The sequence below is a fragment of the Bradyrhizobium sp. JR4.1 genome (genome assembly GCF_040548605.1).
Lineage (GTDB): Bacteria > Pseudomonadota > Alphaproteobacteria > Rhizobiales > Xanthobacteraceae > Bradyrhizobium > Bradyrhizobium canariense.
The window spans coordinates 112,510-134,307 of the sequence record NZ_JBEPRY010000024.1 but is presented as its reverse complement, the minus strand read 5'-3'; the positions used below and the strand labels follow the sequence as shown (position 1 = coordinate 134,307).

The 21,798-nt window shown below is 65.1% G+C and carries 15 protein-coding genes; 13 read left to right on the top strand and 2 right to left on the bottom strand.

The genetic code is table 11. The features are described from left to right. The first annotated feature begins 219 nt into the window (after positions 1 to 219). The 10 genes from ABIB90_RS33350 to ABIB90_RS33305 all read left to right on the top strand — a co-directional run bounded on the left by ABIB90_RS33350 (position 220) and on the right by ABIB90_RS33305 (position 14,723). Complete coding sequence (locus ABIB90_RS33350) at positions 220 to 3,489, top strand: transglutaminase family protein (protein ID WP_354169581.1); 3,270 nt, start codon at positions 220 to 222, stop codon at positions 3,487 to 3,489. Between the two features lie 27 nt (positions 3,490 to 3,516). Continuing rightward, positions 3,517 to 6,042 (top strand): circularly permuted type 2 ATP-grasp protein, encoded by a 2,526-nt coding sequence (locus ABIB90_RS33345; RefSeq protein ID WP_354169579.1) that lies wholly within the window; start codon positions 3,517 to 3,519, stop codon positions 6,040 to 6,042. Further along, a complete protein-coding gene (locus ABIB90_RS33340) occupies positions 6,039 to 6,917 on the top strand; it encodes a transglutaminase family protein (RefSeq protein WP_354169577.1) in 879 nt (292 codons plus the stop codon). The genes ABIB90_RS33345 and ABIB90_RS33340 overlap by 4 nt, the downstream gene beginning before the upstream one ends. A 203-nt stretch (positions 6,918 to 7,120) precedes the next feature. Beyond that, positions 7,121 to 7,948 carry a metal-dependent phosphohydrolase gene (locus ABIB90_RS33335; RefSeq protein ID WP_354169575.1) on the top strand — a complete coding sequence of 276 codons (828 nt, stop codon included), beginning with the start codon at positions 7,121 to 7,123 and terminating at the stop codon, positions 7,946 to 7,948. Positions 7,949 to 8,072: 124 nt separating this feature from the next. Then, positions 8,073 to 8,963, top strand: coding sequence for an alpha/beta fold hydrolase (locus tag ABIB90_RS33330; RefSeq protein ID WP_354169573.1), 891 nt, complete (start codon positions 8,073 to 8,075; stop codon positions 8,961 to 8,963). A gap of 138 nt (positions 8,964 to 9,101) precedes the next feature. Further along, a complete protein-coding gene (gene folE, locus ABIB90_RS33325) occupies positions 9,102 to 9,728 on the top strand; it encodes a GTP cyclohydrolase I FolE (RefSeq protein WP_007593645.1) in 627 nt (208 codons plus the stop codon). Positions 9,729 to 9,755: 27 nt separating this feature from the next. After that, the gene (locus ABIB90_RS33320; RefSeq protein ID WP_354202195.1) at positions 9,756 to 11,279 is read left to right on the top strand and encodes an FAD-dependent oxidoreductase; all 1,524 of its coding nucleotides are present in this window, start codon (positions 9,756 to 9,758) and stop codon (positions 11,277 to 11,279) included. A gap of 127 nt (positions 11,280 to 11,406) precedes the next feature. Then, positions 11,407 to 11,982, top strand: coding sequence for an HdeD family acid-resistance protein (locus ABIB90_RS33315; RefSeq protein ID WP_007593641.1), 576 nt, complete (start codon positions 11,407 to 11,409; stop codon positions 11,980 to 11,982). A 112-nt stretch (positions 11,983 to 12,094) separates the two neighbouring features. Then, a complete protein-coding gene (locus tag ABIB90_RS33310) occupies positions 12,095 to 13,303 on the top strand; it encodes an ABC transporter substrate-binding protein (RefSeq protein ID WP_354169569.1) in 1,209 nt (402 codons plus the stop codon). Positions 13,304 to 13,490: 187 nt separating this feature from the next. Next, entirely contained in the window at positions 13,491 to 14,723 is a 1,233-nt protein-coding gene (locus tag ABIB90_RS33305) for an acyl-CoA dehydrogenase family protein (protein ID WP_354202194.1), read from the top strand. 123 nt (positions 14,724 to 14,846) lie between these two features. Here ABIB90_RS33305 and ABIB90_RS33300 read toward each other — a convergent pair whose 3' ends face one another. Continuing rightward, entirely contained in the window at positions 14,847 to 16,289 is a 1,443-nt protein-coding gene (locus tag ABIB90_RS33300) for an MFS transporter (RefSeq protein WP_354169565.1), read from the bottom strand. Here ABIB90_RS33300 and ABIB90_RS33295 point away from each other — a divergent pair. Then, entirely contained in the window at positions 16,288 to 17,328 is a 1,041-nt protein-coding gene (locus tag ABIB90_RS33295) for a LysR substrate-binding domain-containing protein (RefSeq protein WP_354169563.1), read from the top strand. The two genes, ABIB90_RS33300 and ABIB90_RS33295, sit on opposite strands and share 2 nt — an antisense overlap. Before the next feature lie 235 nt (positions 17,329 to 17,563). Further along, positions 17,564 to 18,055, top strand: a complete 492-nt coding sequence (locus ABIB90_RS33290; protein ID WP_007593634.1) for a septal ring lytic transglycosylase RlpA family protein — start codon at positions 17,564 to 17,566, stop codon at positions 18,053 to 18,055. Between the two features lie 370 nt (positions 18,056 to 18,425). Here the strand turns inward: ABIB90_RS33290 and ABIB90_RS33285 are convergent, their stop codons facing one another. Continuing rightward, on the bottom strand, positions 18,426 to 20,165 hold the full coding sequence (locus ABIB90_RS33285) for a methyl-accepting chemotaxis protein (protein ID WP_354169561.1): 1,740 nt from the start codon (positions 20,163 to 20,165) through the stop codon (positions 18,426 to 18,428). A gap of 220 nt (positions 20,166 to 20,385) precedes the next feature. Here ABIB90_RS33285 and ABIB90_RS33280 point away from each other — a divergent pair, with 220 nt between their 5' ends. Further along, a complete protein-coding gene (locus ABIB90_RS33280; protein ID WP_354169559.1) occupies positions 20,386 to 21,768 on the top strand; it encodes an ethanolamine ammonia-lyase subunit EutB in 1,383 nt (460 codons plus the stop codon). Positions 21,769 to 21,798: the final 30 nt, after the last annotated feature.

Genomic DNA, 21,798 nt, shown 5'->3' with positions numbered 1-21,798 from the left:
GAGGGCGACAATCACAGTCTTGGCCGGAGCCTGTCGCGACCCAGACCTTCTCTCTCGACGTCTTCAGCCTCAAAAGCCAATAGCGCAACAGGCCCACAAGGGGAGAAGGAAGAAAGCGACCGCCCGCACCTTGCGTAGGCACCCTTTGCCCGTTGTTAGTGCTTGATCGAGGTCACCAGCGGTGTTCTGCTCAAAAAAGCTGCTGGAGTACCGCACCCCGTGTCGATCTACGTCGCATTACACCACGTCACGCACTACAAATACGACCGCCCGATCGATCTCGGCCCGCAGACCATCCGTCTGCGGCCGGCGCCGCATACGCGCACGCCGATCCTGAGTTATTCGCTCAAGGTCACGCCGGCCAATCATTTCGTGAACTGGCAGCAGGATCCGCTGGGCAATTGGATCGCGCGTTATGTCTTCCCGGAGAAGACGACCGAGCTCAAGATCGAGGTCGATTTCACGGCGCAGATGACCACGGTCAATCCGTTCGACTTCTTCGTCGAGCCCTATGCCGACAGCTTTCCGTTCGAATATACGCAAGATCTCAAGACCGAACTCGCGCCTTATCTCGAGACCGTCAAGCCCGATCGGCTGTTCGCGAAATATCTCGACACGATCCCGCCCGAAGCCCCGAACACCGTCAACTTCCTGGTCGACCTGAACAGGGAGCTGCAGAAAAGGATCGGCTACGTCATCCGCATGGAGGCGGGCGTGCAGACGCCGGAGGAGACGCTCTCCTCCGCGGCCGGCTCATGCCGTGACTCCGCCTGGCTTCTGATCCAGACCTTCCGTCATCTCGGTCTCGCCGCCCGTTTCGTCTCCGGCTATCTGATCCAGGTCCGTCCCGACATCGATCCGATCGAGGGGCCGCCGGAGGTCGAGAACGATTTCACCGATCTCCACGCCTGGGCCGAGGTCTACCTGCCGGGCGCCGGCTGGATCGGCTTCGACGCGACCTCGGGCATGCTCGCGGGCGAGGGCCACATCCCGGTCGCGGCGACGCCGCACTACCGCTCGGCCGCGCCGATCTCCGGCGGGGCCGGCTTTGCCGAGGTCGAATTCGCCTTCGACATGAGCGTCAAGCGCATTCGCGAGGCGCCGCGCATCACAAAACCGTTCTCGGACGAATCCTGGATACGGCTCAACGATCTCGGCGAGCAGGTCGACGGCGATCTTGCGGCGCAGGACGTGCGTCTGACCATGGGCGGCGAGCCGACCTTCGTCTCCGTCGATGATCTCGAAGGCGCCGAGTGGAACACGGATGCCGTCGGTCCGACCAAGCGCGGGCTCGCCGACGATCTGATCCGCCGCCTGCGCGCGCGTTTCGGACCCGGGGGCCTGCTGCACTTCGGGCAGGGCAAATGGTATCCCGGCGAAAGCCTGCCGCGTTGGGCGTTCGGCCTGTACTGGCGCAAGGACGGCGTGCCGATCTGGAAGAATGCCGACCTCATTGCCAGCATTGAAAATCCGCGGCCGGCACAGGCCAAGGACGTCCAGGCGTTCGTGGAAGGCGCGGCGTTACGGCTTGGCCTCGATCCCGGTTACATCATGCCGGCCTATGAGGACACCGCGTACTGGCTGCAGAAGGAATCCGAGCTTCCCGTCAACGTCGATCCCTCCGATTCCAAATTGTCCGATCCGGAGGCCCGCGCGCGGATGGCGCGGGTGTTCGAGCAGGGGCTCAACAATCCTCGCGGCTTCGTGCTGCCGGTGCAGCGCTGGAACGCGGCACCACGCTGGCGCAGCGAGCGCTGGCAGCTCCGGCGCAGTCATCTGTTCCTGATGCCGGGCGATTCGCCGCTCGGCCTGCGCCTGCCGCTGGACTCGCTCGGCTATGTCCCGCCCGATCAATATCCCTACATCGTCGAGCGGGACCCGATGGAGGCCCGCGGCAAGCTGCCGGTGTTCAGCCTTCCGGCGCGTCCCGACTCGCCGGAGCGGCTCGAGCCGGAAGAGCTCAACACCTCCGTCCCGGTCCGCACCGCGATGTCGGTCGAGGTTCGCGATGGCGTGCTCTGTGCCTTCATGCCGCCGGTCGAGCAGATCGAGGATTATCTCGAGATGATCGCGGCGCTCGAAGCCACGGCCGAGGAGATGCAGCTCCAGGTCCACGTCGAGGGTTATCCGCCGCCATTCGATCCGCGCGTCGACGTCATCAAGGTGACGCCCGATCCCGGCGTGATCGAGGTCAACGTCCAGCCGGCAAAAAACTGGCGCGAGGCGGTCGACATCACCGCCGGGCTCTATGAAGATGCCGGCAAGACGCGCCTCGGCGCCAATCGCTTCCTGGTCGACGGCCGCCACACCGGCACCGGCGGCGGCAATCACGTCGTGGTCGGCGGCTCGAATCCGCAGGACTCGCCGTTCCTGCGCCGGCCTGATCTGTTGAAGAGCCTGGTGCTGCACTGGCAGCGTCATCCGTCGCTGTCCTATTTCTTCTCCGGCCTGTTCATCGGCCCGACCAGCCAGGCGCCGCGCATCGACGAAGCCCGCCACGACAGCATTTACGAGCTCGAGGTCGCGCTCACGCACGTGCCGCCGCCAGGCACTCAGGCGCCGCTGTGGCTGGTGGATCGCTTGTTCCGGCATCTCCTCGTCGACATCACCGGCAACACCCATCGCGCCGAGATCTGCATCGACAAGCTCTATTCACCTGATGGCACGACCGGCCGGCTTGGGCTGGTCGAATTCCGCGCGCTCGAAATGCCGCCGGATCCGCGCATGTCGCTGGCGCAGCAGCTGCTGATCCGCGCGCTGATCGCAAAATTCTGGCGCGAGCCGCAACAAGGCAAGTTCGTGCGCTGGGGCACGGCGCTGCACGACCGCTTCATGCTGCCGCACTTCATCTGGGAAGATTTCCTCGAAGTGCTCACCGAGTTGAAGCAGTCCGGCTATCCGTTCGAGCCTGAATGGTATCTGGCCCAGCTCGAATTCCGCTTCCCAGCTTTTGGCCGCATCCATCATGGCGGCGTGACGCTGGAGCTGCGGCAGGCGCTGGAGCCCTGGCACGTGCTCGGCGAGGAGGGCTCGGCCGGCGGCACCGTGCGCTATGTCGACTCATCGGTCGAGCGGCTTCAGGTCAAGGCGGAGGGGTTCGTCGAGGGCCGCCACATCGTCACCTGCAACGGCCGTCGCCTGCCGATGACCGCCACCGGCCGCTCCGGCGAAGCCGTGGCCGGCGTCCGCTTCAAGGCCTGGCAGCCGGCCTCCGGCCTGCACCCGACCATTCCCGTTCACGCGCCACTGACGTTCGACCTCATTGACACCTGGAACGGCCGCTCGCTCGGCGGCTGCGTCTATCACGTCGCCCATCCCGGCGGCCGCAGCTACGACACCAAGCCGGTCAACACCTACGAGGCCGAGGCGCGGCGGCTGGCGCGCTTCCAGGACCACGGCCATACGCCGGGCCCGATGCAGCCGCCGCCCGAGGAACGCACAAATGAGTTTCCGCTGACCCTCGACTTGCGGTCCCCGCTCCTGCAATGAGTATGATGCGGGGGCAGGGAGAGGCGCATGGCCGAGGGCGCAGCCGAAGAGGACGACAAGGCGGGTAAGGCGCAAGGTCAACGTGAAGGCCAGCGCCGTTTTGCGCAATGGGTCCGCGACTATAAGCGCCTGCCCGGCATCCCCGACGAGTTTCTCGGCCCGGACGGCAAGCCTCGCGCGGTGTGGAGCCGCTTCTTCGATGCCTTCGGCGCGCTCGCGCCCGACGAGGTCGAGCGGCGGTTCGGCATGGCCGACCGTCATCTCCGCGAGGCCGGCGTCACCTATCGCGCGCCCGGCGAGAGCGCCGACCGGCCCTGGTCGATCAGCCATCTGCCGCTGCTGATCGACGAGGCCGACTGGAAGCAGCTGTCCGACGGCATCACCCAGCGCGCCGAGTTGCTCGAGCTCGTGCTGCGCGACATCTATGGCGAGGGCCGTCTCGTCGCCGAAGGCGCGCTGCCTGCCGCCGCGATCGCCGGCAGCCCCGAATATCTCCGTCCCGTCTGCGGCGTGCCGCCGCCGGGCGGGCGCTATCTCTCGCTCTATGCCGCCGATGTCGGCCGCGGGCCCGACGGCCGCTGGTGGGTGCTCGGCGACCGCACGCAGGCACCTTCCGGCGCGGGCTATGCGCTGGAGAACCGCCTGGTGCTCTCGCGCGCCTTCTCCGATCTCTACAAGTCGATGAACGTGCCGCGCGTCGCGCCGTTCTTCGAGGCGTTTCGCGACAGTCTTCGGGCGCGCGCGGACCGCGACGAGCCGCGGATCGGCGTGCTCACGCCGGGCAGCTTCAGCGAGACCTATTTCGAGCACGCGACGCTGGCGCGCTATCTCGGCTTCCTGCTGGTCGAGGGCGACGATCTCGCCGTCAGCGACAACCATATCCACATCCGCACGGTTGCGGGCCTCAAGCGCCTCGACGTGCTGCTGCGCCGCGTCGATTCCAATTCGCTCGATCCGCTCGAGCTCGATGCCTCCTCGCGGCTCGGCGTGCCCGGCCTGATCGACGTGCTGCGCAAGGACGGCGTCGTCGTCGCCAACATGCCGGGCTCGGGCGTCCTGGAGGCGCGCGCGATGCTCGGCTTCCTGCCGGCGCTCAGCCGCCGCCTGCTCGGCGAAGAGCTGAAGATGCCGCACATCGCGACCTGGTGGTGCGGCCAGCGCTCGGCGCGCGACGAGGTGTTGTCGCGGCTCGACCGGGTCGCGATCGAGGGGGCCTATCGCCACGGCGTTCCCGGCTTCGACAGCAATGGCCCCGTGCTCGCGAGCGAGCTCGATGCGGCCGAACGCCAGCGCCTGATCGACGCAATCAGCGCGCGCGGCATGGACTATGTCGGCCAGGAGGTGGTGCGGCTCTCGACCATGCCGGTGTGGGAGCAGGGGCAGATCACGCCCCGTCCCTTCGTGCTGCGCGTGTTCGCAGCCGCGACGCCCGATGGCTGGGCCATCATGCCCGGCGGCTTCTGCCGGATCGCCGAGCAGCCGGATGCGCGCGCGGTGTCGATGGGCGACGGCGCGCGTTCCGCCGACGTCTGGGTGGTCTCGGACAAGCAGGTCTCGACCGCGACGCTGCTGCCCGCCACCGACAAGGTGCGCATCCGCCGGATCGCCGGCGTGCTGCCGAGTCGCGCCGCCGACAATCTGTTCTGGCTCGGCCGCTATCTCGAACGCGCCGAGGCGACGCTACGGCTGGTGCGCGCGCTGGGCTCGCCGAGCGGGCCCAACAAGGGCACCGCGGCCTCGCTGCAATCGGCCGAGCGTATCCAGCGCCTGCTGGTGACCTGGGGCGCGATCTCACAGACCTCGCGCGCGGCGCCCGGCCGCATCGTTGCCGAGGCGCTGCAGAGCCCGGAGCGTTTCGGCTCCGCACTGTCGCTGGTCCGCGCGGCCCAGCGCACGGCGACCTCCTTGCGCGAGCGGCTGTCGCCCGATGCCTGGCAGGTCATCACCGAGATGACCGAGCGGCTGGCCGTCGAGGTCGAGGACGACGACAGCGTGCTGAGCGCGGCCGAGCTGACCCTGCAGGAGCTCGCGAGCTTTGCCGGCCTTGCGCATGAGAACATGAACCGCGCCGCCGGCTGGCGCTTCCTCGATATCGGCCGCCGCACCGAGCGCGCCATCAACACCACGCGCTTTGCCCGGCAGTTTGCCTATGACGAGGCCGGCGACGAGGATCTCGATATTCTGCTGACGCTGGTGGATTGCCAGATCACCTACCGCTCGCGTTATCTGCTGGCGCCGATCCTGGCGCCGGTGCGCGACCTCGCCGTGCTCGACAGCTACAATCCGCGTTCGGTGGCTTTCCAGGTGACGGCGCTGAACGAGCATATCGCCGCGCTGCCGAGCCTGAAGGAGCACGGCCTGATCGAGAAGCCGCAGCGGCTTGCGGTCGCGCTGCAGGCGATGCTCGCGACCGCGGAGGCCGAGAAGCTCGAGGTCAAGACGCTGTTCGCCCTGGAGCAGGATCTGCTCGGCCTTGCCGAGGCGGTCGGGCAGCACTATTTCCCGCACGGCCCCAATGCCAGCCGCCCGGAAAAACTGACGGGGCTGGCGTGATCTACGACATCCGTCACGTCACAACTTACGAATACGAGAGTCCGGTCAGCTTCGCCCGCTGCACGCTGCGGCTGGAGCCGGGGAGCGGCCATGGCCAGGAACTGATCTCGCATAAGGTCGAGATTCGTCCGCGCCCCGCGGAGCGAAGCGTCCGGCGCGATTTCTTCGGCACCCTGACCGAGAGCGTCGTGATCGAGGCCGCGCATCGCACTTTGCGTATCGATTCCCGCTCTCGCGTGAAGGTGTCGCGCCAGCCGCCGGCGCGCGCCGCTGCCAGCCCGACCTGGGAGAACATTCGCGACATCGCCTTCGAGGCGACGAGCCTCGGGCCGTCATCACCGGTCGGCTATGTCTTTGCGAGCCCGCTGGTGCCCGTTCTGGCTGCGGTCACCGCCTATGCGGCGACGAGCTTTGCACCTGATACCGGCATCCTCGCCGGCGCGGTCGATCTGATGCATCGCATCCGCACCGAATTTCGCTACGACCCCAAAGCGACGGTGATCTCGACGCCGCTTGACGAGGTCTTCGTCAAGCGCCATGGCGTCTGTCAGGATTTTGCCCATGTGATGATCGCGGGCTTGCGCGGGCTGGGCCTGCCCGCGGCCTATGTCAGTGGATATCTGCGCACCATTCCGCCGGCGGGCCAGCCGCGCCTGCAGGGCGCCGACGCCACCCATGCCTGGGTGTCGCTGTGGTGCGGGGAGGAGCTTGGCTGGGTCGATTTCGATCCGACCAACGATCTTATGGTTGCTGGCGACCATATCGTGCTCGCGGTCGGCCGCGACTTTTCCGACGTTTCGCCGGTCGACGGCATCATCGTCGGCTCGCCGAAGCAGAAGCTCGACGTCGCCGTCGACGTGCTTCTGGTGGAATGATTGCGGGTCTTGCCCGCGACGCCCAGCCTAGGTGCGTCGGGCCGGCACCGCAACCGCGATGCACAAACCGCAACATATTTCCGTGTTTGCGCCGCCGGGTTTGGCCAGTCGGCCAAGATGGGCTATGCTGGCGCCTGCGTCGAGGACGAGAATGAGACGTCGGGAGTTGATGTGGGACACCACCGACAAGCGGGGCTGCATCCATGATGACGTTGCCGAGACTGGCGGCTGAATCCCTCGAGAAGTTGCTCGGTACGTTCATGCGTCGCCGGTACGACGAAACGTCTGCAAGTATCGTCGAGAGCGCGACCCGCACCGCGATGGAATGCATCGGAAATAGCGATGCACTCTATCACAATATCGAGCATACGATGCTGGTGACGCTCGCCGGCCATTCCATCCTCAGCGGCCGCAGTCTTCATACGCATCTGTCGGCCGCGGACTACGTCCATGTCCTGATCGCCTGCCTCGCGCACGACATCGGCTATGTGCGCGGCCTGTTCGAGGAGGATGACGCCGACGGCTTCGTGATCGATGCGGCCGACACCAAGATCTCGTTGCCGCGCGGTGCATCGGACGCGAGTTTGATGATGTATCACGTCGATCGTTCCAAGCTTTATGTCACGCGGCGGCTGCGGCATATTCCAGGGCTTGATCCGGAACGCATTGCTCGCGCCATCGAGGGCACGCGGTTTCCGGCCCAGGAAGGCCAGGACTATGACGACGAGGCCTCGATCCTGCGCGCCGCCGATTTCATCGGCCAGCTCGGCGATCCCAACTACCTGCGCAAGGCCAATGCGCTCTATTACGAATTCGAAGAAGTCGGCATCAATCGCCAGCTCGGCTACGATTCGCCAGCCGACGTCGTGAACCGCTATCCGCAGTTCTATTGGAACAGCGTCGCACCGCACATCCAGACCGAGATCGGCTACCTCAACAAGACCGAGATCGGGCGGCAGTGGATCGCCAACCTCTACAGCAACGTGTTCCGCGCCGAGCGTGACATCACGTTGTCCGGGCCGCAGAAATAGCGCGGCGGCCTCGTAGCCCGGATGGAGCGAAGCGCAATCCGGGAAACCTGTCGCTGCGGACGCACCGCCCCGCATTCCGCTTCGCTGCATGCGGGCTACGACATTGCAAATCGGTCAGTCGATCATGCAACAAAAAACAATCGCCACCGATATCCTCGACATTGCCTACCGTGAATACGGCGCGCCGGACGGCTGGCCCTGCATCATGGGTCACGGCTTTCCCTACGACGTGAACGCCTATGCCGAGACCGCGCCGATCATCGCGCAAGCGGGCGCGCGGGTGCTGGTGCCCTGGCTCCGCGGCTACGGGCCGACGCGATTCCGCTCCGCTGCGACATTGCGCTCCGGCGAGCAGGCGGCGCTTGGCGCCGATCTGCTGGCCTTCATGGATGCGCTTGGAATCTCGCGCGCGGTGGTCGGCGGTTACGACTGGGGCGGGCGCGCGGCCTGCGTGGTCTCGGTGCTGCATCCGGAGCGCGTGATCGCGCTCGTCTCGGGCAATTCCTACAACATCCAGAACATCGCGCGTTCGATGGAGCCGGCTTCGCCACCGGAGGAGGCGGCGCTCTGGTATCAATATCTCTTCCACAACGAGCGCGGCCGCCGCGCGCTGGAGCGCAACCGGCGCGGTTTTGCGCGCCAGCTCTGGTCGATGTGGTCGCCGACATGGGCGTTCGACGATGCGACGTTCGAGACCAGCGCAATGTCGTTCGACAATCCTGATTTCGTCGATGTCGTGATCCACTCCTATCGACATCGTTACGCGCTGGTCGCGGGCGATCCCGCCTATGCCGCGATCGAGGCGAAGCTCGCCGCCCAGCCGCCGGTCCGGGTGCCGACCATCGCGATCGATGGCGACAGCGACGGCGTCAATTCCGGCACGGCGCACCATGCAGGCAAATTCGAGGGCTTTTTCGAGCGGCGCGTCTTTGCAGGGGCCGGCCACAATTTGCCGCAGGAGCGGCCGGCCGAATGGGCGCAGGCCATGCTCGATGTGCGGAAAGCGGCCTCATAGAGCCGGGTTTCTCGTCCCCACTGTCTTGCCGCTCTCGCAGCTTCCGATTTTTCCTGATCCCGGGAACCTTTTCCAATCGCAGCCGTCCAAGCTGTGGGGCCGCTTTCTGTATGCGGTTCGTTGCAGGGGAGGTTTTCGATGAAGACGCAAACGCGCAGGCTGGAACGTGTCGCGGTCGCGCAGGCGCCGAGCGAGCGGCCTGAGAGGGCGGAGGTCGAGCAGGCGATCCGGACCATGATCCGCTGGGCCGGCGATGATCCCGCGCGCGACGGTCTGCGCGATACGCCGGGCCGGGTCGCCCGCGCCTTCGAGGAGTATTTCTCCGGCTATGCGCAGGATCCGACCGAAATCCTGCAAAAGACGTTTGAGGAGATCGAAGGCTATGACGAGATGATCGTCCTGCGCGGCGTTCGCTTCGAAAGCCATTGCGAGCACCACATGGCACCGATCGTCGGCCGCGCCTGGGTCGCATATATTCCGCAAGGGCGCGTCGTCGGCATCTCCAAGCTCGCGCGTCTCGTCGACATCTACGCCAAGCGACTTCAGATCCAGGAGAAGATGACCGCGCAGATCGCCAACACCATCAACGATGTGCTGAGGCCCGAAGGCGTCGGGGTCATCATCAAGGCAACGCATCACTGCATGACCACGCGCGGCGCGCACAAGCCCGGGACCGATCTCGTCACCAGCCGCATGCTCGGCGTGTTCCGCGACAATGCGTTGACACGCCAGGAGCTGCTGGGGCTGGCCAATTCGGACGATTGAACCGCGACGGCTCAAGGAGGCGACGCCATGACCGAAGACAAGCAGCCAAGCGGGCCCGACCTGAGCCGTGGCGTGACGCTCGCCGCGTTCAAGGACGGCAAATTGCTCGGCCATGTCGGCGAGGAAGACGTCCTGCTGGTGCAGGCCGGCAGTGAGGTCTTTGCGATCGAGCCGGCCTGCAGCCACTATCACGGCCCGCTCGCCGAAGGACTGGTGGTTGGTGACACCATCCGCTGCCCCTGGCATCACGCCTGCTTCTCCTTGCGGTCAGGCGAGGCGACCCGCCCGCCGGCGCTGAATGCGCTGGCAGTGTGGGAGGTCTCGCGCGATCAGGACAAGATCGTCGTTCAGCGTAAGCGCGAGGTGCCGAAGCCTCCGGCGCCTCACCGGACAGCGCCAACGCCGGAAAAATTCGTCATCATCGGTGGCGGCGCGGCGGGTTTCGCGGCGGCGGAGACGCTCCGTCGCGAGGGCTTTGCCGGCGCCATCACCATGCTTAGCAATGACAGCGCGATGCCGGTGGACCGGCCCAATCTCTCCAAGGATTACCTCGCGGGCAACGCGCCGGAGGATTGGCTGCCGCTGCGGGGCGAGGACTATTATCAGGACGCCGGCATCGATCTCAGGCTCAACACGAATGTCGCCGCGATCGAGGCGAAGACGCGTAGCGTGACGCTGGGCAACGGCGACAGGCTACCGTTCGACCGGCTGCTGCTCGCGACCGGCGCCGAGCCGGTCAGATTGCAGATTCCGGGTGCCGACCAGCCTCATGTCCACACCCTGCGCTCCGTCGCCGACAGCCGCGCCATCATCAAGGCGACCGGCAGCGTTAAGCGTGCGCTGGTGATCGGCGCCAGCTTCATCGGCCTCGAGGTTGCGGCCTCCTTGCGGGCACGCAAGATCGAGGTGCACGTGGTCGCGCCGGACGAACGGCCGATGCAGAAGGTGCTCGGTCCCGAGATGGGCGACTTCGTGCGCGCGCTGCATGAGGAGAACGGCGTCAACTTCCATCTCGAGGACACGGTGGAAAAGCTGGACGGCACGCGCGCCACGTTGAAGAGCGGCGTCGTGATCGAGGCCGAACTGGTCGTGGTCGGCATCGGCGTCAAGCCGCGCCTCGCGCTCGCCGAGCAGGCGGGGCTTGCGGCGGACCGGGGCGTCAGCGTCAGCGAATATCTTGAGACCAGCATAGCCGGTATCTTCGCGGCCGGCGACATCGCGCGCTGGCCCGATCCGCATTCGCGGCAAACCATCCGCGTCGAGCACTGGGTCGTGGCGGAGCGGCAGGGCCAGACCGCGGCACGCAACATGCTCGGCAAGCGCGAGCGCTTCGAAGCCGTGCCGTTCTTCTGGTCTCAGCACTATGACGTACCGATCAACTATGTCGGCCATGCCGAGAGCTTCGACGACATCGCGATCGACGGCAGCATTTCCGGCAAGGACTGCCTGCTGAAGTATCGCAAGGGCGGCCGCGTCCTCGCGGTTGCTTCAATTTATAGGGATCTCGACAATCTCAAGGCCGAGCTGGAGATGGAGCGAACACGCGGCTGAGGCGCGCATCCGGTCTTGATTTGCGTCAATGTTGCTGGCCGCGAGGGCTGCTGTGCTGGCTGTTGTCCCGGTGCGGCGCGCGCTATACTGGCCTGTGCTCGCGGGCTTCCATGCAGGAGTCGCCGTCATGACAAGTGCCTCGGATACCTCCCATCCTTCCGGCCTGGGCTCCGGGATCTCGGCCCTGCATGCCAAATGGGGCTGGATCGTAGCCTTGGGAGTCGTCTACCTCGTCGCCGGCTTCGTCGCACTTGGCAGCGTGGTAATGGCGACGGTGGCGAGCGTCATCGTGGTTGGCGCCATGATGATCGTCGCGGGCGCGGCCGAAATCATCGGCGCGTTCCAGATGAAAAGCTGGGGCAAGTTTGTGATCTGGGCCTTGCTCGGCGTACTCTATGTTATCGCGGGCTTTCTCACCTTCGAGAACCCGCTGTTTGCTGCAGTGTTGCTGACTCTGTTCCTGGGCGCATCGCTGCTCGCCTCCGGCGCCGTCCGGCTCTTTCTCGCCTTCAGCATGAAGCGTGAAAGTCCGTGGGTCTGGGTGGCGCTCTCGGGCGCCATCACGCTGCTGCTGGGGCTGTTGATCCTGGCACGTTGGCCGGTGAACAGCGTCTACATCCTCGGCCTGTTTCTCGGCATCGACCTGATCATGGCGGGCGCGGGGTGGGTGAGCCTGGGCTTCAGCCTGAAGCGGCGCCACTGATCAGCAACTCGACGCAAGACCCTCTCACGGAACTCCGCTGATCTGGCGTGCTGGCAAAAAGCAGCACGCCGCGCCTTCCGACTCGCGCGGCGATCATCACCGGGGAGAAACCATGAAAGCCGCTTTGGTCCTGGCTGCAGCCTTGGCTGCCTGCCTGTCCACGCCTGTCTCCGCGCAAAAATCCTACGGTCCCGGCGTCACCGACACCGAGATCAAGATCGGCAACACCATGCCCTATAGCGGCCCCGCATCGCCGCTCGGCATCACCGGCAGGGTGATCTCGGCCTATTTCGACGAGGTCAACGAGAAGGGCGGGATCAACGGCCGCAAGCTCAATCTCCTGTCGCTCGACGACGCCTTCTCGCCGCCGAAAACCATGGAAGCGGCGCGCCGGCTGGTCGAGGGCGACGGCGTCGCCTTCATCTTCGCGACCATGGGCACCGCGCCGAGCTCGGCGATCGCGAAATATCTTAACAGCAACAAGGTGCCGCAGCTGTTTCTGATCAGCTCGGCCTCGAAGTGGAACGACCCCGCCAACATGCCCTGGTCGATGGCGCTGCCATGGGCGCCGAACTACACCAGCGAGGCCGCGATCGACGTCGCCTATGCCCGCGCCAAGAACCCGAACGCGCGGTTCGCGGTGCTCTATCAGAACGACGACGCCGGCAAGGAATATCTGCGCGGCGTCAAGGAGGCGCTCGGTGCCGACGCCGACAAGGCGATCGCGATGGCGTCGAGCTTCGAGGTCGCCGACCCCACCGTCGATTCCCAGGTGCTGACGCTCGCCAACACCAAGGCCGACGTGTTCATGATCTATTCGGTGACGCCGCGCGCTTGCGCCCAGGCGATCCGGAAAGCGCATGAGGTCGGTTGGCAGGCGACGCGCTTCCTCGCCTCGGGCTGCGCCAACAAGGCCACCGTGATGGTCCCGGCCGGCCTCGACGCCGGCAAGGGCGTGCTCTCGCTCGGCTCGCTCAAGCCGTTCGTCGAGGCGCCGAAGGACGATCCGGCGATGACGGCCTATAGCGACTTCATGAAGAAGCGCCTGCCCAATGCCGACGTCAACAACGTCGCGGGTCTCTACGGCTACACCGTCGCCGAGGCCTTGGTGGTCTTGCTGAAGCAGTGCAAGGACAATCTGACGCGCGAGAACATCATGGCGCAGGCGGCCAATCTGAAGAACGTGCCGCTGTCGCTGCTGTTGCCCGGCATCACCCTCAACACCACGCCGCAGGATTTCCGCCCGATCAAGGACGGCTACATGCTCCAGTTCGACGGCAACGACTGGATCGTCGCGAGCGAGCTGCTGCGAGGGACGTGAGGGGACTGCGCGAGGTCGACGAACGGGTTGAGGGAGCTCTCTCCGCGAGTTCGGAATCGTAGGGTGGGCAAAGGCGCACTTGCGCCGTGCCCACCACCTATCAATGCTTCGAGAGAAGCGGTGGGCACGCTTCGCTTTGCCCACCCTACGAGACTGGCGCGAAGGTCGGCGAACGGGAGGATCAAGAATGGATTTTCAACACTCCGCCCGCTCGATGGAATTGCAAGAGCGCGTCCGCCGGTTCATGCGGACGCATGTCGAGCCGGTCGAGGAGCTCTATTACGAGCAGGTGAAGCCGGAAGCGACACGCTACAAGACGCCGCAGCTCCTTCAGGACCTGAAGCGGCTGGCGCGCGAGCAGGGGCTTTGGAATCTGTTCCTCTCCGGCGAGCACGGCCAAGACCTTAACAACACTGGCTTGACCAACCTCGAATACGCGCCGGTGAAGGAGATCATGGGCCGCATCCTGTGGGCGCCCGAGGTGTTCAACTGCTCGGCGCCCGATGTCGGCAACATGGAGGTGCTGGCCAATTACGGCACGCCGGCACAGCAGGAGCGCTGGCTGAAGCCGCTTTTGGAGGGGCGCATCCGCTCCGGCTTCTCGATGACGGAGCCGCAGGTCGCCTCCAGCGATGCCACCAACATCCAGTGCGAGATCAGGCGCGACGGCGGCGACTACGTCATCAACGGCCGCAAATGGTTCACCTCCGGCGCGATGAACGAGGATTGCGAGATCCTGATCGTGATGGGCAAGACCGCGCCTGACGATCCCGACCGCCACCGTCAGCAATCCATGATCCTGGTGCCGAAAGCGACGCCCGGCGTGCGCATCGTGCGCGACATGCTGACCTACGGCTATGACGACGCGCCGGTCGGCCATCCCGAGATCGTCTACGAGAACGTTCGCGTGCCCGCGGAGAACATCCTGCTCGGCGAGGGCCGCGGCTTCGAGATCGCGCAAGGCCGGCTCGGCCCCGGCCGTATCCATCATTGTATGCGGCTGATCGGCTGCGCCCAGCGTGCGCTCGAATTGATGTGCCAGCGCGCGGTCTCCCGCACGGCGTTCGGCAAGCCGCTCGCAGAGCAGGGCTCGGTGCGCGAGGACATCGCACATTCATTCTGCGAGATTGCGCAGGCGCGGCTCTTGACGCTGCAAGCCGCCGACAGGATGGACCGCGAGGGCAACAAGATGGCGCGCGACCTGATTGCGGCCGCCAAGATCGTGGTGCCCAGCATGGCCGCCCGCGTTATCGACCGCGCCATCCAGATCCACGGCGCCGCCGGCGTCTCGCAGGATACTTTCCTGGCGCGTGCTTACGTCTACGCCCGCTTCATCCGCATCGGCGACGGGCCGGATCAGGTGCATCTGGCTGCGGTGGGGAAGGAGCTGATCAAGCGGGGCGGGGTGATGGAGGGGTAGGTGGTTGCTCTTAGCAAGGGCGTGCAGTCATAGACGGCGGATGCCCGCTCATGGGGGTGAAGCAGATTGCGGCAACGCCGACACTTTGATTTTTGCTCCTGAACTGCCGTCGATCACCCGCCGCTATGCAGCCGGTTTCTCATCCATAAGCCAATAGACGATGGCTGTCAGAGCAAGGGTCGATGCGCCTGCAACGATAAACGGGGCGAGATAGTCGCCATTCGAACTGAACTGCAGGGCCGCGCCCAAAAGTGCGATCCCGAAGCTGAAACCGATTTGGCGCATCGTGACGCAAATGGCAGATGCGGTCGCCGCACGATCGCTTGGAACTGCCGACACGGCGGCGGCAGTGATCTGCGCGTTGATCACGGCACAGCCTGACCCGCTGACGAGCAACGCAATGACTGTCACTACCAGCGTGTCCGGCCCCACGTTTCCGCCGGAGATTGCACCAAGGGCCAGGTCAGCCACCCCGATAAGCGCGAGACCACCACAGAAGAACGAGCGTGATGGGATGCGGGTCGTCAAAACCGCTCCATAGCGCGGCAACACCATCATCGGCAATGTGAGCGCGACCAGGAGCCAGCCCGCCCCAAACGGACTGAGACCCAACGGACCGCGCGCCAATTGCGGCACGTAGACGAGAAGCGACCAGAAGCCGGTCGATCCCGCCATCGGGACGAGGCACATCGCGACGAACTGCCGAGATCCGAACAGCTTGAGATCGAACGCCGGGTTGGGATGTCGGCGTTCCACCCAAACGAAAAGGAGGAGCGCAATCCCCGAAGCGGCGAGTCCCATCAGGAACGTCGCCGAGGCGACGCCACCAAGCGCGGCTGCTTCCAGCAACATAAACGCCAACGCCGCCGAAATTGTCGCAAGAAGGCCAGCACCGAGCCAATCCACCTTGGCGCTCGAACGCTGCTGGTCGAGCTCATTGCCAATTCTGTACAGCACCAGGAAGACCAAAACGGCGCAAAGCGGCAAGTTGATCCAGAAAATCCAGCGCCACCCGATCGTATCAGCCAGGAGCGATCCGAGCGGCGGGCCAGCGACCATCGAGGCACCGACGATCGTGCCCCAAAGTCCAAACGCCCGCGCACGTCGGGGTCCCTCGTAAGCACCAGCAAGGAGGGCAGACGAGGTGCTGGTGATGCAGGCACCGGCGATACCTTGCAATGTGCGGAATGTCAGCAAAACGTCGAGCGTGTTGGCGCACGCGCACAGCAGAGAGGCCAGGCCAAACAGCCCTGCACCCCAGGTGAACATTTGAACGCGTCCGTATCTGTCGGCAAGGCTACCTGCAATCGGCAAACAGAAGATCAAGGCAAGGCTGTAGACGTCGATGACCCAGGCCGCTCGTGCGGAAGCGGCACCGAGATCGTGGCCAACATCGGGTAAGGCAGCCGCTAGAGCCGTCAGGTCGACTTGAAACAGAGAGCCGCTCAAGCACGCTGCAAGCAGCGTCGCCGTTTCCAGGGACATGCGATTGCCGCGATGGCCGTCATCGGCAAGCCAACTGGCGCTCGGCATTTCATCATCGTCGTGCTGAGGTTTGTCGAGCATGGTTGTTTCGGCCTCCATGGAGCATGGTTGGCCGGGCAACGGGCTTTGGTCGAATGATGGTTCCTCAAAACCTCATGAATCTGTATCATGGCTTGAGGAGATCGAGATGCCACGCCGCTTGCCACCCTTCGCACCCCTTGTCGCGTTCGACGCTGTCACCCGCCATGGCTCGTTCACGCGCGCCGCGGCGGAGTTGGGCGTCACGCAGAGTGCCGTCAGCCATCAGATTCGAAAACTGGAGGACCATTTCGGGGTCGCATTGTTGCAGCGGCAGAATCCAGGGATCGGGATAACACCTGCCGGCGCGCAGCTTAGGCAAGAGCTTGCCGCAGCACTCGACGCGCTTGGTGCGCTGGATGCTCAGGTGCGGCGACGCTCGAACCGAACGACGTTGCGCGTGGGCGCCGGCTCGGCGTTGGCAACCTGGTGGCTCGTCCGCCGCCTACCAGACTTTACGGCGCGATATCCGTCGATCAACGTTGATCTCAAACCACTGGAGACGGGTGACAGTTCAAAGCGGCCGCTCGACGTGCGAATTGTCTGGAACGCCGGCGAAGACGCACGGCGGACGTCGACTCAATTGCCGCTGTTTTGGGAGCGGATTTTTCCCGTCTGTGCGCCGCACCTGTTGCCCCGGCGGCGTCCCTTGACGGACCCCGACGGCTTGCTGGCCCTGCCGCTCATCCACAAAGGCGACAACGCGACCGGCGACTGGGGTTGGCCCTCCTGGTTTAGACGCCTGGGATTGCCGAAATCGGGCGCTGCCGCTGGCAGCCTGACGCTGGACGACATGGGAATGTGCATGTCGGCTGCGGCCGAAGGAGCCGGGGTGACACTTGGGCGCTCACTTCTTGTGGCAGATGCGGTTTCGTCTGGACGCCTCGTGTCCGCACTCGCCGATTACCCCGCAGTCGAGTGCACGAAAATTCAGGTTGCCCAGTGGCCAGCCGATTTGATCGGCGATCGCAGCGTCGAGTTATTCGTGAATTGGCTCGCCGAGCAGGCCGAGACGACCGTGAGGAATATTTCGGCTGCATAGTCCTTTGCCGGCCCTCTGCCGATTTGTTAGAGGCCGGCACTGTCAGTTCGCAGCTATTCGTCGGGGCTCTCGTCGTCATGCTGTTGACGCAATGTCTGTCTTAGACGGCGACAACTAAAACGCCGTGCTGGAACCGTTGGGGTTCCTACAAACGGTTCCGGAGCCAGGGGTTGGCTCGACCCGCAAAACGATTTGCGGCATCGGAACCGAACAATCGAAAATCACAGGAGATATAATGGTGTTTCGATCGAGCGCCGCAATTTGCGGCGCCGTGGTTGCGCTTGCCGTTTCCGTTTCTATTGCGCGATGTGAAGCTGGTGGGGTTCACTCAAGCGCCGCCGACAATGCCGCTTCCGGGGAAGCGATCGTTGGCGCGGCATCCATGTACAATCCGTTCAAGCCCGGCAAAGAGGAGGGCGGCCCGAAGACGGCTTCCGGCGAGCGCTATGATCCCTCGGTCTGGTCGGCCGCCATCAAGACGAGCTTGCGTAAGAAATTCGGTGGGGTCCAATTTGGCGCGAAGCCGAAATATGCCCTCGTCGAGGCCGTCGGCAAGAAGGTCATCGTCAGGATAAATGACGTGGGACCGCTAAGGCCGGGCCGCATCATCGACTTCAATGAGCGGACGATGCGCCATTTCGATCCGAGCCTGGAGCGCGGGGTCATTCCTGACGTAAAAGTCCGGCCGCTTGCCGGCGGCGATTGGACACCCGGACCGGTTGGCTGAACCGTCGCATCAGAACGTCGAGCAACACGCCCGTCCAGAACAGTCGAGCGCCTCGATGGCTTCATCGCGTTTGTCTCGATCGGCGGGAAGCGTGCCTGACGCGTGGAGATACGACGCTTCGTCGGCGGGAAAAATTCGCGCGTACATTCCCTCGGCAGGACGACCAAGGTCCCGCGGGGCGCCATCGCCAAGATGACATCATGCCGGTGTTTTGCCCGACGAGTCAAATGTCATTTCGTAAAATACGAATATATTTGGACTAGCGCCAAGCCATTGATATCGCTGTCCCCGGCTACTGTGCATGGGGTTGTTTTCGCGTTTTTTTGAGGGAGCGACCCCATCGCCGGCTCTGCTGGCGATGGACGTGCTGCTAGCCCGCCTTGGCGACGCGGCCGTCCGCTGCGCCCGAGCGCAGGTTCTGGAAGAACTTCTCCACCTCGCGCGACAGCGTCTCCGCCGTCTCAGTCACGCTGCTCGCAGCCGTCAGCACCGAGGAGGCCGCAGTGTCGGTCTCGCCGATGGCGTCGCGGAGCGAGCTGATGTTGGCGACGAGGGTCTCGTTGCCTTGGGCCGCCGATTGCGCGTTGGACGAGATCTCGCGCGTGGCGGCGTCCTGCTGGCCGATGGCGCCGGCGATCGCCGAGGTGACGTCGTTGATCTCGCGCACTGCGCCGCCGATCTCGCGGACGGCGTCGACCGCGTTGCGGGTGGAGGACTGGATCATCGAGACGTTTTCGCTGATGTCGGCGGTCGCCTTCGCGGTCTGCCCCGCGAGCGCCTTGACTTCATGCGCGACGACGGCAAAGCCGCGGCCGGCATCGCCCGCGCGCGCGGCCTCGATGGTGGCATTGAGCGCGAGCAGATTGGTCTGCTCGGCGATCGCCTGGATCAGGCTGAGCACGCCGTCGATGCGTTGCGTGGCTGCGGCCAGGCTCTCGATCTCGGCGATCGATTTCTCGGTGCGCTGGCCGGTCTGCTCGACCGCGCCGGCGGATTGCCGCACCTGCCGGCCGATCTCCACCACCGACGCAGATAGCTCCTCGGCCGCGCCTGCCACCGCCGTAACGTTGTGCGAGGCCTGTTCGGTGGCGTTCGCCGCCGTGCCGGCGCGGCTGCTCGCGTCCGCGGTGACGCGGGTGATGGTCTGCGCCGTCTCGCGCATGACGGAGGCGTTGTCGCTGAGGCCGCGCATGATCGCGCCGATCGCCTCGCGAAACGCGTCGACGGATTGTTCGATGTGGCGGGCGCGCTCCTCGCGCGCGGCGGAGTCCTGCGAGACCTGCGAGGCGAGGTTGCGGTTGCGCCCCATCGCGTCCTGGAAGATCTGGATCGCGCGTGCCAGTGCGCCGATCTCGTCGGCCCGGTCAGAGTGGGGCACCACGACGTTCTCGGCGCCGTCAGCGACCTGCTTGATGGTCGCGGTGATGGCGGAGAGGGGGCGTGCGATCGAACGGGCGATGATGACGATGCCGATCACGACGAGGGCGAGCGCCACGCCGGCGAGGCAAGTCAGGACCAAGGACAGGGTGCGATTGGTCTCGGTCTCGTGCGCGATTTGCCTTGCACGCTCGGCATAGACCTTGGACAGCGCCTCGAGATCCTTGTTCAGCGCCGAGCGCACGGCGCGGTTGGCGTCGTTGTCGCCCCATTCGCGGCCCGCGGCCGCATTGATCTCGACGCCGCGGCGCACCAGCTCCTTGCGAAACTCGACGAACTGCTCGATGCGCTTCTTGAACGTGGCGAACTGCTCGGCATCGTCAGCCTTGACGATGGTCTCCCAGCGCTTCACGACGTCAAGGATCTGGGCGTTGAACTTGAGCAGGCCCTCGCCGTACTTCTTCACCACGGCCGGTTCAGTCGACATGTAGACGCCGCGCGATTCCATCACGACCGCATAGACCAGCGAGTTGACCCGCTCGACGTTCAGCGCGGCGGCGTTCGCGGTCTCGATCGCGGTGGTCAGCTCGGCGCCGCGGCGGCTGTTGTAGTCGGACAGCATCGCGATCGCCGCCGTGAGAAGCGCGAACAGCGCGAAGATGGCGTAGAGCTTGTTGGCAAGCGTGAAGCGGCCGGCGAGGCCGGTGGCATTCCCAGGTCGGTCAGTTGTCATGGTTTTCAGGGGCCCGAATGGCCGGGAGCGGCCGGAGAGCGCGGTCGTGCAAACTATTGCAAAACTATGCAGAATGAAGATGGACGCAGCGTTAACGCCGGGTTTGGCGCCCTTCGCCCTCGGTCGAAGGAAAGGTAGATATTTCAGCGTCTTGATCTGAAGGTATAGTCTTGGGATTGCCCAGGAGTCGGCCTTTGGCCGACGAACCCCGGAGAGACCCTTGGTCTACCGCCACACCATCGACGCCACGACCTACACGTTCCCGGATTTGCGCGACCTGCTCGCCAAGGCGACGCCGCCGCGCTCCGGCGACCGCCTGGCCGGGATCGCCGCCGCCAGTGCCGAACAGATGATCGCGGCGCGGATGGCGCTGGCCGACGTCCCGCTCGGGCAGTTCTTGCAGGAAGCCGTCATCCCCTATGAGACCGACGAGGTCACCCGCCTCGTCATTGACAGCCACGACGCCAAGGCCTTCGCGCCGGTGGCTTCGCTGACGGTCGGCGCCTTTCGCGACTGGCTGCTATCGGACGCCGCGACACCCGAAATCTTGCGCAAGCTGGCCGGCGGCATCACCCCGGAGATGGCCGCCGCGGTCTCGAAGCTGATGCGCAACCAGGATCTGATCCTGGCGGCGCGGAAATGCGAGATCACCACCGCTTTCCGCAACACCATCGGCCTGAAGGGCCGGATGAGCACCCGGCTGCAGCCCAACCATCCCTTCGACGACGCCAGGGGCATCACCGCCTCCATCCTCGACGGCATCCTGCTCGGCGCCGGCGATGCCTGCATCGGCATCAACCCGGCGAGCGACGACCCGGCCGTGATCGGCCAATTGCTGCGGCTGCTCGACGAGGTCATCGCGCGGCTGAAGATCCCGACACAGGGCTGCGTGCTGACCCATGTCACCACGACGCTGTCGCTGATCGGGCAGGGGGCGCCGGTCGACCTCGTGTTCCAGTCGGTCGCCGGCACTGAGGCTGCCAACCGCAGTTTTGGTATCGACCTCGCGCTTCTCAAGGAGGCGCACGAGGCCGGGTTGTCGCAGAGGCGCGGTACGGTTGGGCAGAACGTGATGTATTTCGAGACCGGGCAGGGCTCGGCGCTGTCGGCCAACGCCCATCACGGCGTCGACCAGCAGACCTGCGAGGCGCGCGCCTATGCGGTCGCCCGCGCCTTTGCGCCCCTCCTGGTCAACAGCGTGGTCGGCTTCATCGGCCCGGAATATCTCTACGACGGCAAGGAAATCATCCGGGCCGGGCTGGAGGATCACTTTTGCGGCAAGCTGCTCGGCCTGCCGCTTGGGATCGACATTTGCTACACTAATCACGCCGAGGCGGACCAGGACGACATGGACAATCTGCTGACGTTGCTCGCTGCCGCCGGCGTCACCTTCATCATGGGTGTCCCCGGCGCCGATGACGTCATGCTGAACTATCAGTCCACGTCTTTTCACGACGCGCTCTATGTCCGCGACGTCTTCGGACTGCGCCGCGCGCCGGAATTCGACGACTGGCTGGTGCGGTCCGGCATTGCGGGCGCCGATTTCCGTCTTGCCGGCGATGCAGGCCTGCTGCCCGATTTTGCCTCCCGGCTGATCGCGTGACGCGGCGGAAGCACCCGGCGGCCCGAGGAA

Bases quoted from the DNA above. Each gene is read 5' to 3' on its own strand.
- ABIB90_RS33345 (WP_354169579.1), top strand. From the start codon at position 3,517: ATGGCCGAGGGCGCAGCCGAAGAGGACGACAAGGCGGGTAAGGCGCAA.
- ABIB90_RS33335 (WP_354169575.1), top strand. From the start codon at position 7,121: ATGATGACGTTGCCGAGACTGGCGGCTGAATCCCTCGAGAAGTTGCTC.
- ABIB90_RS33330 (WP_354169573.1), top strand. From the start codon at position 8,073: ATGCAACAAAAAACAATCGCCACCGATATCCTCGACATTGCCTACCGT.
- folE (WP_007593645.1), top strand. From the start codon at position 9,102: ATGAAGACGCAAACGCGCAGGCTGGAACGTGTCGCGGTCGCGCAGGCG.
- ABIB90_RS33320 (WP_354202195.1), top strand. From the start codon at position 9,756: ATGACCGAAGACAAGCAGCCAAGCGGGCCCGACCTGAGCCGTGGCGTG.
- ABIB90_RS33315 (WP_007593641.1), top strand. From the start codon at position 11,407: ATGACAAGTGCCTCGGATACCTCCCATCCTTCCGGCCTGGGCTCCGGG.
- ABIB90_RS33310 (WP_354169569.1), top strand. From the start codon at position 12,095: ATGAAAGCCGCTTTGGTCCTGGCTGCAGCCTTGGCTGCCTGCCTGTCC.
- ABIB90_RS33305 (WP_354202194.1), top strand. From the start codon at position 13,491: ATGGATTTTCAACACTCCGCCCGCTCGATGGAATTGCAAGAGCGCGTC.
- ABIB90_RS33295 (WP_354169563.1), top strand. From the start codon at position 16,288: ATGGTTGTTTCGGCCTCCATGGAGCATGGTTGGCCGGGCAACGGGCTT.
- ABIB90_RS33300 (WP_354169565.1), bottom strand. From the start codon at position 16,289: ATGCTCGACAAACCTCAGCACGACGATGATGAAATGCCGAGCGCCAGT.
- ABIB90_RS33290 (WP_007593634.1), top strand. From the start codon at position 17,564: ATGGTGTTTCGATCGAGCGCCGCAATTTGCGGCGCCGTGGTTGCGCTT.
- ABIB90_RS33285 (WP_354169561.1), bottom strand. From the start codon at position 20,165: ATGACAACTGACCGACCTGGGAATGCCACCGGCCTCGCCGGCCGCTTC.